Genomic DNA, 16,411 nt, shown 5'->3' with positions numbered 1-16,411 from the left:
CACCGCGCACAGAGTGTGTCGCGTCGATGACGGGGTCCGGGTCACTTGATCTCAGGGTACGCCCGATTCCGGGCATGCGCATCGGCCGGGTCGTGCACCGGCCGAGTCGCTAGGCGCCGGGGCGCTTGGCGCGCTGGCGGAGGATCCCGAAGATGAGCGTGCCGACGAACAGCACGATTCCGATGATGGCCAACCACAGGAGGCCCTCGAAAGCGAATCCCACGATCGACAGCACCACCCAGGCCACGAGCAAGATGAGAAGAACTGTCCACATGATGCTGACCTTACGCTCTCGTCGTCTGCGGAACGAGGTGGGCCAGTAGATCCGCCACCCCGATGGAGCACACGCCGATGCGTGCGTCGCCGATGCCGATCGGTATCCAGAGCACGCCGTCGACGATGATCCCGCCGCACGAGTACACGACGTTGGGCACATAGCCGTCCCGGCGCCCGTCCTGGGCCGTCAGGATCGGAGCCGTCATCCTTCCGAGGACGATCGTCGGATCGTCGAGATCGAGAAGCAGCGCCCCGAGCGAGTACCGGCGCATCGGTCCCACCCCGTGCACGAGGACCATCCAGCCCTGCGGTGTCTCCAGGGGTGGGCCGCAGTTGCCGGTCTGGACGATCTCCCACGGTGCCTCGGGCCTGTGGACAGTGCCGACGTGATCCCAGATCACGCCGTCGTGTGACTCAGCGAGCGAGATGCTGTCGCCGCCGATGCGGCTCAGCGCGAGATACCTGTCGTGCACCGGACGAGGAAACAGTGCCATCCCCTTGTCCTGGGCGGCCTCGCCGGTCAGGCGGTGCACGGCGAACGCTCTCAGGTCGTCCGTGACGATGAGGCGCGGGGCGATGTCGCGGCCGTCGTACGCCGTGTAGGTCCCCCGGTACTGGACGGCGCCCGCGAGATCCGTGAACCGCACGAACCGCGCGTCCTCCATCCCGTTCCGCTCCTCCGCTGCGACCGGGATCAGCACGCGCTGACTCACGCCGCTTTCCGCGGAGAAGACGGCGCGATAGACGGAGGCCGTCAAGTCTCGCAGCGCGTCGATCTGTCGGGGGCTGTCGGCCCGCCGCGTGAGCGCGGTCGGCAGAGCGGCGACCGTGGTCTCCAGGTCGGACGCGGTGAATCTCTCGGGGAGCGACTGCAGCACGCTGTGGGAGATCTCGTCGAGCATCCCTTCCGCCTCGACAGCCGCCCGGAAGTGCGCGACGCTCCAGTCGCCCTCCTCGATGCGCGCACGCCACAGCGGTCGCTTCCGCTCGCTGAACGCCCACTGCGTGCCCGGACCGACGACGGCCTCCGCGAACCCGATGGACGAGCGGTGTCCTTCGCCGATCGACCGGACGGCGATGGCGAGGCGAACCTGCCCCGGCTCCAGTCCCGACTGATCCGGATGCTCGACCGCAGAGGGATTGCACAGTGCGGCGCCCTCCACGGCGTACTCCGAGGTGAAGGCCGCCCCGAGCACGAGTCGCTGTGCTTCGGTGATCTCGACGGGATCGGTCAGGCGGGAGCTCACGACGTCGGCGTTGCCGAGAAGGAGATCGCGGACGTCCGGATGCCGCGCGCCGAAGTCGCGGATCAGCTCGGCGGCGAGCGCGTCGGCGGTCTCGACCGGAATCGCCATGACGCGCTCGGTGATCTCTGCGGCGCGCGACCGGTGCCCGGTGAACTCCTCGCCGGGCAGGAACAGCTGCCCGATGACGCGATCGGGCTGCGGCGCGAGTTCCGCCGCGTGGATGCGCGCCGTCATCGCGCGGCCTGCTCACTGTGGCGGCGAGCCTGCTGCAGCGTGCTGAGCGCGGCGAGCGTCGATTCGGCACCGCGGTTCTCGTTGCGGCCGTCGCGTTGGAGACCGTCGTAGCCGGCGCCGGTCTGTTCGTCGAACAGGATCGCGCCGGTGTCGTTGTCGCCGGTGAACCATCGCCACGCGAGGGCGATCGGCGCGAGCCAGGACGGGTCACCGGTCACGGCGTACGCGCACGCGCACGCGTCGGCGAGCGCCGCCAGTTCGATCGGCTGCTGATCGAACTGCGGTCCCCCCTCGCCGGCTCCGCGCCCTTCGGTCCCGGTCACGGAGAACCGGCCGTCCGCCGTCTCGGTCGAGAGGAGGAACTCGAGCATCCGCAGCCCCTGCGCCGCAGCATCCGCGTCGTCGAGGGCATGCCCCGCGGCGATCAACGCCTCGGGGATCGAGGCGTTGCCGTAGGTGAGACGTTCCTCGGGCCAGAACCAGTCCGCGTCCTCGAGTGCTGGCATCGCTGCGACGAAGTCGAGGAGGAGCCCACGGGCGATGTGATCGTCCGGGCGCACGCGCGCGATCTCGGCGGCACCGAGCGCTGCGTATGCCAGCGTCCGCAGGCTCGCGGAGCGCTCGCGGGCGGCCAGGCGGAAGGTTCGCATCGCCCGGGTGCGCGTCCAGGGATCGCGCCCCTGCGCGGCGACGGTGCCGAGGGCCCACAGCAGCCGTCCCCACCAGTCGCCCATCGCCGGCTCATCGGTCCATTCGCCTTCGGCGCTCATGCGGTTGTGCGCGAGCCCGTCCGCGCGAACGGCGGACTCGAGGAAGCGCAGGTAGATGGCAGACAGCCGTGCCAGTGCGATGGTCTGCTGCGGTTCCCGGACCACGACGATCAGCGCCCGCGCAACATCGTCGACGCAGTATCCGTGCTCGTAGCGCGGCTCGCCGAACAGGGCATGCTCGAAGACGCCCCTGTGATCCGTCAGGACCCCGAGGTGCGCGTACGACGGCGACGCGTCCATCACGCCGCCCGAGCGGCGAGGAGCCCTGCGCTGAGTGAGCGGTAGCGATCGGCGACAGCGGACCACGTCGTCTCGTTCGTCTCGCGGAGGGCGGCCTCCCGCATGCCGCACGCGACGGACGACTCTGTGAGGATCTCCCGCAGCGCCCGCGCGATGGCGTCCGGGTCCCGGTGCGCGACGACCGTGCCGGCTCCGCCCGACAGCAGCTCGACCGCATGGGGGAAGCCCGTCGCGACCACGGGCACGCCAGCAGCAACAGCTTCGGCGAGAACGCCCGACGTGGCCTGATCGACCGAGTCGTACGGCAGCAGGACCACGTCCGCCGACGCGATGAGGGCGGCGAGCTGCTTCGGTCCGAGGTAGCGCCCGTCGACCCGCACGGACGACTCCACGCCCAGCTCGCTCGCGAGGCGCGCGAGGGAGGTGCGGTAGCTCTCGCCAGCCTGCGCGAGCACCTTGGGGTGCGTCTGACCGGCGACGATGTACTCGACGCGCGGGGTGAGGTCGGTGAGCTGCGCCATCGCTCGGATTCCCCACTCGACACCCTTGCCCGGTGAGAGGAGCCCCCATGTCACGACGCGCCGGCCGCTGTGCGGCTCCGCACCGCCGAGGGCCACGTGCTTCACGCCGTGCGGGATGATTCGGACACGGGCGAGGTCCACCGCGTAGTGCGCTGCAAGGTTCTCCCTCGCGTGGACCGTCATGACGACGACGACCGAGGCGAGCCGGCACACTTCCGTGAGCACCTCCCGCTGATGGGCAGTAGGCGAGACGAGGACCGTGTGGAGCACGACGATGGTCGGGACATTCAGCGCCGCGAGCACCTCGAGAACCTGATCGCCGTCGCGCCCACCGTAGATCCCGTACTCGTGCTGCACGATCGCGACGTCGCACCCGTTCAGCGCCATGGTCGCGCGCAGGGTGCTGAGCCGGTCGCCGGCGATCAGATCGGTGCGGACTCGAGAACGCGCAGTCGCGTGGTGGCGGGTGCGGTCCTCGGGCTGATCGAGGGCCCGCACGATCGTGCCGTCCTGGTCGCCGCCGAGCACCAGCGCGTCGGAGAGGGACTCGGTGAAAGTTGCCAGGCCACAGCGGGTCGGCGGAAATGTGCTGAGAAATCCGTAGTGGGTCACGATGAGGCTCTCTGATCTTGCCCGGGCGGATTCGCGGCGGGCGATGCGAGACGTCTGCCAGCGGCACCCCCCGTGGAACCGCGCCCCCATCGCCGCAGTCCGGTCCACGTCCGAGATGAAGATCCGGACGCTGTGATCGCCACGGTACACCGCCGACCTGGGCGTCGCCCCGGATCAGCCGCGCAGCACCGACTCGTAGACGCGGAGGTACTGGTCGACCATGCGCTCCACATCGAACCGGGCGATGGCGTGATCACTGACCCCCCGCCGGTCCAACGAGACCAGGGCGGGAAGCGCTGCGACAGCCTCGTCGATCGAGGCGACCGCGGTGCCGGTCACCCCCTCGTCGATGACCTCGGCCATGGACCCGCGGCGGAACGCGAGGACGGGCGTGCCGCAGACCATGGCCTCGACCACCGAGAGCCCGAAGGGCTCGTCGAAGTCGATCGGGTGCAGGAGCGCAACAGCATGCCCGAGGATCCGGGCGCGTTCCTCGGCTTCCGCCGCGCCGAGGAAGACCACGCGGTCTCCGTCGACCCGGGGTTCCACTTCGTCCCGGAAGTACACGGCGTCTTGGACGGGGCCGCAGATCACCAGACGGAAGCCCGCGCGTCGAGCGATCTCGATCGCCGTCGAGGTGCCCTTGTCGGGATGAATTCGCCCGAACGACACCAGGTAGTCATCCGGATCGGCGACGAAGGGCAGCTCTCCCGCGTCGATGCCGTGATGGATCGTCGCGACGTACTCGAGTTTCGGGGAGCGATCAGAGTCCGAGATGGAGACGAACGCCGAGGTGGATGCCATGTAGGCGGGCAGGATCGCAGGGCCGGAGAATCCGTGGATCGTCGTGACCATCGGCGCACGCCACTGGGCACTGAACGCGAGCGGCAGCCAGTCCAGCTGGTTATGCACGAGATCGAACTCCCCCGAGTGCTTCAGGACGTGGGCGACGTGGAGTGCCTCCCATACTCTGCCGTCCATGGACGGGTCCTCGGCATACCCGTGTGGCGCCACGGCGTCGAGGTCGGCATTCGTGATCGAGTCACGCGTCGCGAAGAGCGTGACGTCGACCCCGCGACGCACGAGCCCCTCGGTCAGCAGGCTCGTCACGCGCTCCCACGGCCCGTAGCTCGCCGGCGGTGTTCGCCAGGCGATCGGCCCGAGCATCGCGATCCTCACCCGAGGGTCCGCAGGCGGGCGTCAACGGTCGGGATCGTCACTCCTGAGAACTGCGCGCCGTCCGCGTGGGGTGAACCCCTGGATAGGCCGGCTCGAAGACGACGGACTCGGCAAGGGTCGCCACTGCGGCTGCGCGCTCGTGCTCGTTCTCCGCCGCGATCTCGAATTGCGCCGCAGTCGCCTGCCGCCGGGCGCGCACGTCGGCGCTGATGGCGGCGAGTCGCTCGGCGAGGTGTCCGGCCAGCCCATCGCGCAGCTCCTCGAGATTGGTGTTCGCGATCTCGAGCCGCCGGTCGGAGACCGCCACCTCGACCGTGGGGTAGCCCGCCCGGGTCAGGAACTGACGCGTGGCCACACCGAGGATGTCCCTGACCTCATCGGGATCGGGTCGCCGTGTGAAAACCGCCTCGACCGTGTAGCGGTCAGGGGCACCGTCGGTCAGCAGTGTCGTCGGCAAGGACCCGACGAGCACCGATCCGAGCCCGAGAAGCGCCACGTCGGCGCCATTCGTCTCTGTCTGTGTACTCATGATCGGACGTTACGCCCCCATCCTGTGCGGCTCACAGGTCCGAGTCGTCTGCCCGCAGTGCTTTGTGCCTTTCGCCCTCGAGTTCGCCGACGAGCTCGCGCACTGCCGCGGACACGTCGTCGCGCATGCCTCGGACGCCGTCGAGGTCCCACGTCGCCGGATCGGGAAACTGCCACTCGACGCGCCGGCCCGACACCGCACCCGGCAGATCGAGGCCGGGCTTCATGGTCACCACCACGTCCGCCGTAGCCAGATCTTCTGCTGTGACGCGACGCGGGCGTGCGCCGGTCGTATCGGCGCCGACCTCGTGCAGCGCCTCGGCCACGATCGGATTGATCTCGCTCGCCGGTTTCAGGCCCCCGCTGGCGGCGATGAAGCGGCCGGGGGCGATCACCTCCAGCAGGTGGGTTCCGAGCTGCGACCGGCCGGCGTTGTGCTGGCAGATGAAGAGAATCGTCCGCGGCGCGCTCATGCGACGATCCCGGCTGCGTCGTGAACCCGGGACCAAGCCTGAGTCGCCGCCTGGACGGCATCCCACGGCGACCCGAGAGGTGGCGTATAGGACAGGTCGAGGTCACTGATCTGGTCGACGGTCAGTCCGGCGAAGAGAGCGGTGGCGTACGTGTCGACGCGCTTCGCCGTCTCCGTACCCAGGCGACCGACGAGCTGCGCGCCGAGCAGGAGCCCCGTGCGCTCATCCCCCGTGATCCGGATGCTGATGGGCTGAGCCCCGGGGTAGTAGCGCTTGTGATCGTCGGCGACACTCTGGGTGGTCGCGGGTGCGTAGCCGCCGGCGACCGCCTCGAGCTCGCGCAGCCCGGTACGCGCGGCGACGACGTCGAACACTTTGACCACCTGGGTTCCGACAGAGCCCGCGAAGCGACGTGAACCGCCGAGTGCGTTCTCACCGGCGATCCGGCCCTGCTTGTGCGAGGTCGTGCCGAGGGGGAGGTAGGTGACCCCGAGGAGTCGATGGTGCGTCACGACGCCGTCGCCTGCGGCGAGCACGTGCGGGATGCCGGTTCGCATCTGCTCGTCCACGACCACCGCTCCGCCCGCGCCCAGGGTGGCACCGGCGGCCTCGAGCAGCGCGGTGTTGGGACGGACCCCGACGACCGCGAGAACGATGTCAACCACGTGCGATACGGGCTCGCCGAGGTGCTCGGCATGCACGACGAGGCCGGCGTCGGTCTTCTCCACGGACTTCACCGTGGTGTTCGTATGGACCTCGACCCCGTGCTCGACCAGCTCGTCGTGAACGAGGCTCGAGAGCTCCGGATCGAGCGTCGAGAGCACCTCGGGGCCGCGCTGCAGCTGGATCACGCGCATGCCCCTGGCCCGGAAGCCCTCGGCCATCTCGAGTCCGACGTAGCCTGCGCCGATGATGACGGCGGTCCGAGGATCGCGCTCGGCGAGGTCGCGCTCCAGGGCGAAGGTGTCTCCCATCGAGTGGAGGACGTGCACCCCGTCGTCCGGGCCGAGTTCTCCCACCCCCGCGATCCCGGCGAACGTCGGGAGCGCGCCGGTGCCGACGATCAGTTCGTCGTATCCGATCTCGCTCTCGCCGCCGACGCCCTGAACCGTCAGCCGACGGCGGCCGGCATCGATCCGCGTGGCGAGGGTGTTCAGACGCAGCTGCATCCCGGTGGCCTCAAGGTCCGCGTGTGTGCGGTGGGCCAGCGACTGCCACGGCCTCACGTCACCGGAGAAGTAGTACGGGATGCCGCAGATCGAGTAGTTCGGGTACTCGTCGGCCACCACCACGGTGACGTCTGCGGTCGGATCGAGTTCGCGAGCGCGCAACGCGGCGGAGATTCCCGCGTCGCTGCCGCCGATGGCGACGATGTGCATGGAGAGTGGGTCCTCGTCTTCGGTGTTCTCGTGGGTCGGTGTTGCCGGCGGGAGGTCAGCGGAGCGTGGCCAGCTCGTCCTGGGCGATCAGGACCTGCTCCGGCGTGAGCGGCACGACCCTCGCCTGCTCGGCGATCTCGACCGCGTTCTCGACGTAGAAGTCGACGAAAGCGCTCACTTGAGGCTTGTCCGCGTACGAAGCGTTGCTCACGTAGATGAACAGGGGGCGGCTCAGCGGGGTGTAAGTGCCGGCCTGGACGGTCCGCGTGGTCGGGGCGACACCTTCGATCGAGACCGCGACGACGTCACCCTCGCTGGCCTGGACGTAGCTGAGCCCGAGGAATCCCACCCCGCCGTCATTCCTGCGGACTCCGGCGACCGTGTTGTCGTCGTCCTCGGACGCGCTGTAGTCGGTGCGGATCTCGTGCTCGGCACCGTTGATCGCCTCGGTGAAGAAGTCGAGGGTCCCGGAATCGCTTCCGGGGCCGAACAGGACCAGGGGCTCATCCGGGAAGGTCGGATCGATCTGCTGCCAGCTGGTAACCGATCCCTGCGACTCCAACGCCCACATGGTCTCCAGCTGCTCGAGGGTGAGATCACGCGCCCAATCGTTGGCGGGATTCACGATGACCGAGATCCCGTCGTTGGCGACGACGATCTCGGTGAACTCGACACCGCCTTCCGCGCACGCCGCGCGCTCCTCGGCCGAGATCTCGCGCGAGGCGTTCGAGATGTCCGTGGTCCCCGCGCAGAAGGCGCGAAAGCCGGCCGTGGTGCCCGTCGTCGTGACCTTGATGTCGACTTCCGGCTGCCTGCCGACGAACTGATGACGAGCTGCCCGGGTGAGCGGGGCGACGGTCGACGATCCGTCGGTGACGATCTCGCCGCTGACGCTCTCCGACCCGGCTCCGGGCTCCGCGGCGCATCCGCTCAGAACCAGCCCGGAGACGAGCGCGGCGACACCGAGCGGCGTGGTCGCCCACCGGTGGCGTCGCGTCACGCCGCCCGTGGTCATGCCGCGCCGCGATTCGGGAGGATCTCCGACAGGAGGCCCTCGATCCGGCGTCGGATCTCGTCGCGGATCGGGCGCACCGCTTCGATTCCCTGACCTGCCGGGTCGTCCAGCTCCCAGTCCTCGTACCGCTTGCCGGGGAAGATCGGACAGGCGTCGCCGCAGCCCATCGTGATCACGACGTCCGATTCGCGGACGGCCTCCACGGTGAGCACCTTCGGCGTGTTGCCGGCGATGTCGATTCCCTCCTCCGCCATCGCCTCGACGGCGACGGGATTGATGGAGTCTTTCGGAGCCGACCCCGCGGACAGCACCTCCACGTCGTCGCCGCCGAGTGCGCGAAGGAACCCGGCAGCCATCTGGGAGCGACCCGCATTATGGACGCAGACGAAAAGGACGGTGGGCTTGGCGGTCATGGAGACTCCTTCTCTCGAGAAGAAGCATAGACCATCATCTATCTATTTACGAGTCCGTGTCCCAACGACGGAGAGGTCGTCGAGCAGTTCGCGCACCCGAGCCTCGATGTCGTCGCGAATCGCGCGAACGCGTTCGATCGGCTTGCCCACCGGATCCTCGACCTCCCAATCGAGATAGCGCCGTCCCGGGAAGATGGGGCACGCGTCGCCGCACCCCATCGTCACCACCACATCCGCCGCGCGGACCGCCTCATCGGTCAGCGGCTTCGGGTATTCCGCTCCGATCGGCACGCCGATCTCGTTGAGCACCGCGACGACCGTGCTCCTGATTTCGCCGGCCGGTTGGGAACCGGCGGTGTGCACCGTGACGCTTTCGCCGGCGAGCTGTCGCAGGATGCCCGCCGCGATCTGAGAGCGACCGGCATTCTGCACGCAGACGAACAGCACGCTGGGCCTTTCGTTCATCGCGGCCTCTGCATGGAGCATCGCGTCGAGGCGGCTCGCGGCGAAATCCGCCGTCCGGCTCGCGAGCAGCGGAGAGCTCCCGCTCCGGGCGAGCAGCTCGTGACTCTCGTCCACTGTCAGCCGGACGGTCTCCGGACTGAAGGAGCCCCGGAAGCGGAGTGCGAGGTCGTTCGCTATCCGCTCGAGGTCGGGCACGCCGGGAATCACCGGAACACCGCCGAGCAGCGCGTCCACGCGGTCCGCATGCTCGGGGGCGATGGAATACCACACGCGCCGACCGTCCGGCTCGCGCTCCACGATCCCCTCGGCGTGGAGCGCTCGCATGTGGTGGCTGACCGTCGGCTGGCGCAGCTCGAGCGCCTCGGCGAGCCGGCCGACGAGCGTCCGTCCCTCATGCGAGTCGCGGATCAACCGGAGGATCCGCGCGCGGGTCGGGTCGCCGATCGCGGTCAGTTCCCCCTCACCGGCGCGACTCATAGACCTCAGTCTATCGAGTGCCTTTCCTCGGGCGCCGATCGACTCCACACGTCATGCCCGCACGCAGAACCCGGTGCGCCGGCGCAGCACGCCGAGTCTCAGGCGAGGAGGAGGCCATCGGCGGATCCCCGAGCGCACCAGGGACTGGATGCGGCGACCGAATGAGCGCATGCTGGAATCGTGAGCGCCATCAACCCGGAGAACGAGTACGGCACGGTGCAGGTCTGACTCGAGGTCGCGACGGCCTCAGCGGTCGCCGTGAAGTCGCGCCTTCGCTTCGTGCCGATCAGGACGGCGACGACTGAGCGGCGGGCAGCTCAGCCGGCGCCCAGCCATTCCTCCAGCCGGAAGATGGGATCGTAGAGCCCGGCGTCGAGGATCCATGCCTGGAGCTGCTTGTCGAACCCCGTCAGAACGGCGATCCCGACGAGCACGAACAATGCTCCGACCGTGCGGCGGAACCACCCGCGCGGGTCGGTCAGCCACCCGAGCCGCTGCACGAGCCGACGGCCGAGGAGGCCGATGAGGAGCAGCATCCCCGCCAGTCCGACCGCATAAGCCACCACATAGACGACTCCCGTCGCAAACGAGGCGGGCAGCACCACGGCGACGATCAGCGCGTAGGTGGGGCTGCAGCTGGAGAACACCGGCCCGAGGGCCGCGCCGGTGAGGATGTCGCCGCCGTAGCTCTGCCGGGACACCGATCGGTCGAGGGCGGCCCCGGTGCGCGCCTGCAGACCGAGGCGGGCGGACAGTCGTTCCCAGACCGCGGGAAAGAGAAGGTCGATGCCCAGCAGGATGACGATCACGCCCGACACGATCTGCCACACCTGCGGGGGAACGCCGAGCAGGGCCGTCGTCGCCTTGAGCGCCAGCGTGAAGACGACGACGCTCACCGCGAGCGAGAGCGCGATGATGTAGGGCCGCCAGCGGGCCCGTCGTGCTCCCCCATCTCTCACGATCGAGCCGCCGATGATGACCGGGAGGAGCGGGAGCACGCAGGGGGCGAGCACCGTGAGGACTCCCGCGGCGAACGCGCCGATGAGCGACGCGGTCATCGGCGGTTCACGGGATGGCGGCGAGGAGCGAGTCGACGGACGGATCGTCGTACAGAACCGCCGAGGAGATCTTCTCGCCGGAATCGTCGACGAAGACGATGGTCGTCTGCAGGGTGACGCCGTACTTCTGGCGGAGATCGGTCCGGTCGTCGAAGTCGACCTTGAACACCGTCAGCCCGTCGGGCGCCCCCCGAGCCTCGAGGTCCTCGTCGAGGGACCGGCACTGCGGGCACCAGTCCGCGTGGAAGAACAGCGCCTTCGCTCCGGACGTGGCCTCGATCGCTCCGTCCGAGTACTCGACGTAGGAGCCGGCCGTGCTGGCGGATGCGTCAGCGTCGACGGTGGCCGAGGGCTCGCTCGAGACGGGCGCGCTCGGGGCCGGTGAGCCGGTGTCGGCCGCGGTCGCACAGCCGGTCAGCGCGAGAGCCGCACCGATCACGACTGCGGCTGCTGAGAAGGTGCGTCGGTGCACGTCGCTCGCCTCCGCTTCGCAGGGGTCGGGTGGTGCCTCGATTCTAGGTGCGGCGGCACCGCGCGGATCGGCGCGCGGCGTCGTCGTCAGGAAGTTCACGGCTCGCGCGACGGCAACTTCGCGTCAGTCGACCCCGTTGCGAGCACTCCGTCGTTCGATGAGGACCGTGTCCCGCCACTCCCCGGCGCGCGCGCCGATCCGCGCCCGGGCGATCCGCTCCCGCCGTCCGACCGCCCGAAACCCCGCGTCCTCATGAATCCGCAGGCTGGCGATGTTCTCAGGGAAGACGCTCGATTGAATCGTCCAGAACCCGGCCTCCTCGGCCGCGTCGACGAACGCGAGCAGCAGCGCCCGGCCGATCCCCCGGCCGCGGGCGCGGCGATCGACGTAGATGGAGTGCTCGACGACCCCGGCGTAGACGGGCCGCGACGAGACGGCGGACGCCGCCGCCCACCCCACGACGACGCCGAGATCGTCCTCCGCGACGAGGCGACCCTGGGCGAGCTTGCCGGCATCGAACGCCTCCCACGTCGGCGCGGCGGTCTCGAAGGTCGCCTCACCGTCCTCGATGCCCTGCGCGTAGATGCGCTCGACATCGATCCAGTCATCGGGCTCCATCGACCTGACGCGGGTCATGAGCAGCAGCCCACACCCGCGCCGAGGTCCGTCGAGCACACACCGGTCGCCGGCAGGGTGAGGTCGACGCGGGAAGCCGACTCGAGATCTCCGGCGAGCCACGCGGCGACCGAGCGCACCTGCTCGTACCCCGTCGCCAGGAGGAAGGTCGGCGCGCGGCCGTAGGACTTCATCCCCACGATGAAGAAACCCTTCTCGGGGTGGGTCAGCTCCCGGAACCCGTGAGGCTCCACCGTTCCGCACGAGTGGACGTTCGGATCGATGAGCGGAGCGAGGCGCCTCGGAGCCTCGACGATCTCGTCGAGTTCGAGCCGCACCTCGCGGAGCATGTGGAGATCGGGGCGGAACCCGGTCGCGTTCACAACCAGATCCGTCTCGTGCGTCACGGCCTCGCCGTGTCGGTGCCCGGCGAGCTCCACACCGCTCGAGGAGCGCCGGGCACGGATGATCTCGAACCCGTCGACGACGTTCACGAGTCCGGCGCCGACCGCTTCATCCACGCGGCTGCCCAGGCGTGCCCTGTCCGGCAGCTCGTCGTCCGGCGATGACGAGACGCGTACCGCCCGGGTGTTCCTGATCAACCACGTCACAGTGGTCCCGGTCTCCTGGCGAGCCAGTTCCGCCAGAGCCAAGAGTGTGTTCGCTGCCGAATGCCCGGCGCCGACGACGGTGGTGCGGCGACCGGCGAACCGCGCGCGGTCGCGGCCGAGAACATCGGGAAGCGCCGGGGTGACGGCATCCCGGATATCGTCGAACCCGAGCAGATCGAGCCCGTTGGACGACAGCGAGTTCGGGGTCGAGTACGTTCCGGACGCATCGATCACGGCCCGCGCGGAGAGCTCCTCGACGCCCGTCGCGGTCGTCACGCGTACCGCGAACGGCGTGGCCGAGCGTGCCGTCGAGCGCGTGCGGTCCATCCCCTCGCGGGTCACGGCGAGGACTCGCACGCCGGTGCGGATGGTCGACGCGATCGGCTCGAGCGCCGCGAGCGGCTCGAGGTACGACGCGACCAGCTCCGCGCCGGTCGGCGCGCCCTCGGGATCGGGGAGCACCCAGCCGGAGGATTCCAGCATCGCTTGCGCGACCGGATCGACCAGGTGCTTCCACGGGGAGAACAGTCGGGTGTGCCCCCACGACCGGACCGCTGCGCCCACGCTGTCCCCCGCTTCGAGGACCGTGACGTCGATCCCCCGGTCGACGAGGTGGGCCGCGGTCGCCAGCCCGATCGGCCCGGCGCCGATCACGATCACAGGAAGAGTCGACAGTCGATCTCCGGTCGCTACGCGAGGAGTGAGGTCGAGCAGGGTCACGAGTGCCTCCAGGATATCGATGACTTTCGATATTGCAGTCTGGCCGTTGTATCGAAGGGTGTCAATATCGACTATGGTCGATGCATGATCGCACTCGAGGTGACCGACGTCTCGGCATCCTGCTGCACCCCTCTCGTCCGCGACACCCTCACCGCCGAGGCCGCAGACGAGCTCGCCCACACGATCAAGGCCTTGGCCGATCCCACTCGCCTCCGTCTCTTGTCGATCGTCGCCGCGTCGGACGGCGGCGAAGCGTGCGTGTGCGATCTCATCGAACCGGTCGGACTCAGTCAGCCCACGGTGTCCCACCACCTCAAGGTCCTCACAGAGGCGGGCTTCCTCGCGCGCACGAAGCGCGGCACCTGGGCGTACTACGCGCTCGTGCCCGGAGCCCTCGACCGCGTCTCGCAGCTGTTCGTCGCCTCGTGAAGCGCACGGCCAGAGCGACGGTCGGCGAACTGCTCGGGAGCGCGGGGCTCGCGGCGGTCGTGGTCGGATCGGGGATCGCGGCGCAGCGGCTCTCCCCCGGTGACGTCGGACTGCAGCTCTTCGAGAACGCCTTCGCCACCGCACTGGGTCTCACCGTGCTGATCCTCGTGTTCGCGACGGTCTCGGGGGCGCACTTCAACCCGGTCGTGACCCTCGCCGACATCACGCTGCATCGCGAGCGCTGGTCGATCGCGGCGGTGTATCTTCCGGCCCAGTTCGTCGGATGCATCGCCGGTGCCGTCCTGGCCAATCTCATGTTCGGCGAGCCGGCCGTCCAGTGGAGCACGACCGAACGCAGCGGACTGCCCCTCCTGCTGGGCGAGGTCGTCGCGACCGCGGGGCTCGTCCTGGTGATCTTCGCGCTCGTGCGGACCGGCCGCTCGCATCTCGCCGCACCCGCCGTCGGCGCCTACATCGGCGCGGCGTACTTCTTCACCTCGTCGTCGAGCTTCGCGAACCCTGCGATCACCGTGGGCCGCATGTTCACCGACACGTTCGCCGGGATCGCGCCGGCATCGGCGCTCCCGTTCATCGCCGCCCAGCTCATCGGCGCCGCGCTCGGCTGGTGCGCCGTCCGCGTCCTCTTCCCGACGGCGGTCGAGCGTGCGACGATCGACGCCTGACGGGCAGCTGCTCGCGTCGTCGACGACGGTCACACGGGCGCGGGCGCCCGGGACGCAGCATCCCTCGCCGCCGCCAGCGTGAGGAGGTCGCCGTGGAGGGGCCCGATCACCTGCACCCCGATCGGCACTCCCCCGGCGTCGACGCCCGCGGGCACGGCGACCGCCGGAAGCCCCAGGAAGTTCGCGGCGACCGTGAGCACCAGCGCCCGCCATGCGGCGGTGGCGGCATCCTCTCCGCCGAGGTCGAACTCGATCCGCGGCACGACCGAGGTCTGCACGGGGCCGAGGACGATCGGATGCTCGACCTGGAACCTCCGCCAGTCCGCGGCGATCGGCGCACGGCGCGCCCACGCGGCCGCGTATCCCGCCGCCGTCTCGAACGGCCGCGCCGCGGCGGTGCTGTCCCGCAGGAAGCGTGTCGCCGCCTCCCCCAGCGGCTCGGGAAGGACGGCGGGGTCGAGCGTGAGGAGCATGTCGGTGCAGGCGAGCCGCCGCCACAGCACCGCGGCATCCTCCAGCATCGGAGGCTCCACCTCCTCGACGGTCCAGCCGGCGGCCGAGAGCCGCGCGGCAGCAGCGTCGACGGATGCCGCGACCTCGGCGTCCACGCCCCACCCGAGGGGGTCCCGCACGACGGCGACGCGGCGCGGCCGGTCCTCGGTGCCCGCGCGGGGCAGATCGAGGGAGACCGGGTCGTCGGGGTCGGGGCCCGCGACGACACCGAAAACCAGCGCGAGGTCGTCGACCGAGCGCGCGAGAAGGCCGTTGACCGAGAACTGCTGCAGCGTCATCGCGACGGGCATCCCGCGCACGGCGGCGCGGGGCACCCGTCCGAACGACGGTCGCATGCCCGCGATGCCGTTCGCGGCGGCCGGGATGCGGACCGACCCGCCGAAGTCGTTGCCGAGTCCGAGCGCGGCCATGTCCGTCGCGACGGCCACTGCGTCGCCGCCGCTCGATCCCCCCGCGGTGCGCGCGGGATCGAACGGATTGAGCGTGCGCCCCCAGAGGTCGTTGTCGGTGTCCCAGCGCATGCCGAAGTCGGGCATGTTGCCGCGCCCGATCGGGATTGCGCCCGCCTCGCGGACGCGCCGCACGATCGTCGCATCCGCCTCCGGCACGGCGTCGCGGGCTCCTCGCCAGCCCTGTGTGGTCGCCGACCACGTGAGGTCGATGTTCTCCTTCACCGAGAACGGGACGCCCGCGAGCGGGCCGGGGTCGCCGCCGGAGGCGACGACGGCATCCACTCGCCGCGCCTCCTCACGGGCGCGATCGTCGAAGACGACCGTGAGCGCTCCGAGACGGGGGTTCGCAGCGGCGGCGCGCGCGAGGTGGCGCTCGATCACCTCGACGGCGGTGGATCGGCCGGCGCGCACGTCCGCGGCGATCTCGGCGGCCGAGCTCACCCCTCGAAGTCCTCGGGCTCGACGTCGTCGAGGAACCTCTTGAATTCGTCCAGGCGCTCCGAGGCATCCGTCTCGGTGAGCACGTCGGGGACGCCGGCCTCGTCGAGCACGGCCTCGGCGACCCAGATCCCCGCACCGGTGCGCGACGCGAGCGCCACGGCGTCCGACGGGCGGGCGTCGACGACGATGACGCGCTCCCCGACGTGCAGAGTGATCTCGGCATAGAACGTGCCGTCGTCGATGCGGGTGATCTCGACCCGCTGCAGTTCGGCTCCGAGCGCCTCGATCATCGTGCGCATGAGGTCGTGAGCGAGCGGCCGCGGCACCGGCGCCTTCTCGACGGCCACGAGGATCGACGTCGCCTCGAGCTGGCCGATCCAGATCGGCAGCACCATCCCGTCGCCGGGGAGCTGGTCGATGGGCTTGAGCAGCAGCACGTGCTGACCCGACGCGTCGAGCGCCACACCGGCGATCCTGACCTGCATCCCGCACACCTCCTCGCCGCATCCGTTCCTGCCATCGTAGACACGCGAGAGCTCCGCGAGGTCGGTGGTGCGGGTCGTCCCCGCCCCGGTCATTCCCGGCCGC

19 protein-coding genes are annotated in these 16,411 nt (G+C 69.9%); 2 read left to right on the top strand and 17 right to left on the bottom strand.

Features of this window, described 5'->3' with window-relative positions:
• Positions 1-109: 109 nt before the first annotated feature.
• From ACFQ0P_RS10605 to ACFQ0P_RS10535, 15 genes are all read right to left on the bottom strand, one after another.
• Positions 110-274, bottom strand: a complete 165-nt coding sequence (locus ACFQ0P_RS10605; protein WP_204978679.1) for a hypothetical protein — start codon at positions 272-274, stop codon at positions 110-112.
• Positions 275-284: 10 nt separating this feature from the next.
• Positions 285-1,757 carry a glycoside hydrolase family 130 protein gene (locus ACFQ0P_RS10600; protein ID WP_204978678.1) on the bottom strand — a complete coding sequence of 491 codons (1,473 nt, stop codon included), beginning with the start codon at positions 1,755-1,757 and terminating at the stop codon, positions 285-287.
• Positions 1,754-2,767, bottom strand: coding sequence for a glycosyltransferase (locus ACFQ0P_RS10595; protein WP_204978677.1), 1,014 nt, complete (start codon positions 2,765-2,767; stop codon positions 1,754-1,756). The genes ACFQ0P_RS10600 and ACFQ0P_RS10595 overlap by 4 nt, the downstream gene beginning before the upstream one ends.
• The gene (locus tag ACFQ0P_RS10590) at positions 2,767-3,900 is read right to left on the bottom strand and encodes a glycosyltransferase (protein WP_378772125.1); all 1,134 of its coding nucleotides are present in this window, start codon (positions 3,898-3,900) and stop codon (positions 2,767-2,769) included. The genes ACFQ0P_RS10595 and ACFQ0P_RS10590 overlap by 1 nt, the downstream gene beginning before the upstream one ends.
• A 174-nt stretch (positions 3,901-4,074) precedes the next feature.
• Entirely contained in the window at positions 4,075-5,067 is a 993-nt protein-coding gene (locus ACFQ0P_RS10585) for a glycosyltransferase family 4 protein (RefSeq protein WP_378772124.1), read from the bottom strand.
• Between the two features lie 49 nt (positions 5,068-5,116).
• The gene (locus tag ACFQ0P_RS10580; RefSeq protein ID WP_204978675.1) at positions 5,117-5,608 is read right to left on the bottom strand and encodes a hypothetical protein; all 492 of its coding nucleotides are present in this window, start codon (positions 5,606-5,608) and stop codon (positions 5,117-5,119) included.
• A gap of 31 nt (positions 5,609-5,639) precedes the next feature.
• The gene (locus ACFQ0P_RS10575; protein ID WP_204978674.1) at positions 5,640-6,080 is read right to left on the bottom strand and encodes an arsenate-mycothiol transferase ArsC; all 441 of its coding nucleotides are present in this window, start codon (positions 6,078-6,080) and stop codon (positions 5,640-5,642) included.
• Positions 6,077-7,459 carry an FAD-dependent oxidoreductase gene (locus ACFQ0P_RS10570; RefSeq protein WP_204978673.1) on the bottom strand — a complete coding sequence of 461 codons (1,383 nt, stop codon included), beginning with the start codon at positions 7,457-7,459 and terminating at the stop codon, positions 6,077-6,079. Before ACFQ0P_RS10570 ends, ACFQ0P_RS10575 begins: the two co-directional genes overlap by 4 nt.
• 55 nt (positions 7,460-7,514) lie before the next feature.
• Complete coding sequence (locus ACFQ0P_RS10565) at positions 7,515-8,474, bottom strand: PstS family phosphate ABC transporter substrate-binding protein (RefSeq protein ID WP_204978672.1); 960 nt, start codon at positions 8,472-8,474, stop codon at positions 7,515-7,517.
• Positions 8,471-8,887: an arsenate reductase ArsC gene (locus tag ACFQ0P_RS10560; RefSeq protein ID WP_204978671.1), complete on the bottom strand. Its 417-nt coding sequence runs from the start codon at positions 8,885-8,887 to the stop codon at positions 8,471-8,473. The genes ACFQ0P_RS10565 and ACFQ0P_RS10560 overlap by 4 nt, the downstream gene beginning before the upstream one ends.
• Positions 8,888-8,929: 42 nt before the next feature.
• Positions 8,930-9,829 carry a metalloregulator ArsR/SmtB family transcription factor gene (locus ACFQ0P_RS10555; protein WP_204978670.1) on the bottom strand — a complete coding sequence of 300 codons (900 nt, stop codon included), beginning with the start codon at positions 9,827-9,829 and terminating at the stop codon, positions 8,930-8,932.
• Between the two features lie 317 nt (positions 9,830-10,146).
• Positions 10,147-10,887, bottom strand: coding sequence for a cytochrome c biogenesis CcdA family protein (locus ACFQ0P_RS10550; protein ID WP_204978669.1), 741 nt, complete (start codon positions 10,885-10,887; stop codon positions 10,147-10,149).
• 7 nt (positions 10,888-10,894) lie between these two features.
• Positions 10,895-11,359, bottom strand: coding sequence for a thioredoxin (locus ACFQ0P_RS10545; protein WP_204978668.1), 465 nt, complete (start codon positions 11,357-11,359; stop codon positions 10,895-10,897).
• A 123-nt stretch (positions 11,360-11,482) separates the two neighbouring features.
• A complete protein-coding gene (locus ACFQ0P_RS10540; RefSeq protein WP_204978667.1) occupies positions 11,483-11,995 on the bottom strand; it encodes a GNAT family N-acetyltransferase in 513 nt (170 codons plus the stop codon).
• Positions 11,992-13,305 carry an FAD-dependent oxidoreductase gene (locus ACFQ0P_RS10535; RefSeq protein WP_204978666.1) on the bottom strand — a complete coding sequence of 438 codons (1,314 nt, stop codon included), beginning with the start codon at positions 13,303-13,305 and terminating at the stop codon, positions 11,992-11,994. Before ACFQ0P_RS10535 ends, ACFQ0P_RS10540 begins: the two co-directional genes overlap by 4 nt.
• Before the next feature lie 84 nt (positions 13,306-13,389).
• Between ACFQ0P_RS10535 and ACFQ0P_RS10530 the strand changes: the two genes are divergently transcribed.
• Both ACFQ0P_RS10530 and ACFQ0P_RS10525 read left to right on the top strand, forming a co-directional pair.
• Entirely contained in the window at positions 13,390-13,734 is a 345-nt protein-coding gene (locus tag ACFQ0P_RS10530) for a metalloregulator ArsR/SmtB family transcription factor (RefSeq protein ID WP_204978665.1), read from the top strand.
• Positions 13,731-14,417 carry an aquaporin gene (locus ACFQ0P_RS10525; RefSeq protein ID WP_204978664.1) on the top strand — a complete coding sequence of 229 codons (687 nt, stop codon included), beginning with the start codon at positions 13,731-13,733 and terminating at the stop codon, positions 14,415-14,417. The genes ACFQ0P_RS10530 and ACFQ0P_RS10525 overlap by 4 nt, the downstream gene beginning before the upstream one ends.
• Positions 14,418-14,446: 29 nt before the next feature.
• Here the strand turns inward: ACFQ0P_RS10525 and ACFQ0P_RS10520 are convergent, their stop codons facing one another.
• Entirely contained in the window at positions 14,447-15,823 is a 1,377-nt protein-coding gene (locus ACFQ0P_RS10520; protein ID WP_378772119.1) for an amidase, read from the bottom strand.
• The gene (locus ACFQ0P_RS10515) at positions 15,820-16,308 is read right to left on the bottom strand and encodes a bifunctional nuclease family protein (protein WP_204978663.1); all 489 of its coding nucleotides are present in this window, start codon (positions 16,306-16,308) and stop codon (positions 15,820-15,822) included. The genes ACFQ0P_RS10520 and ACFQ0P_RS10515 overlap by 4 nt, the downstream gene beginning before the upstream one ends.
• Positions 16,309-16,411 lie beyond the last annotated feature (103 nt).

Origin of the sequence: Microbacterium insulae (assembly GCF_042677065.1) — a bacterium.
In the GTDB taxonomy this organism is placed as follows: Bacteria; Actinomycetota; Actinomycetes; order Actinomycetales; family Microbacteriaceae; genus Microbacterium; species Microbacterium insulae.
Note: the sequence above shows the minus strand (reverse complement) of the source record. Positions and strands in the feature narration are given on the sequence as shown.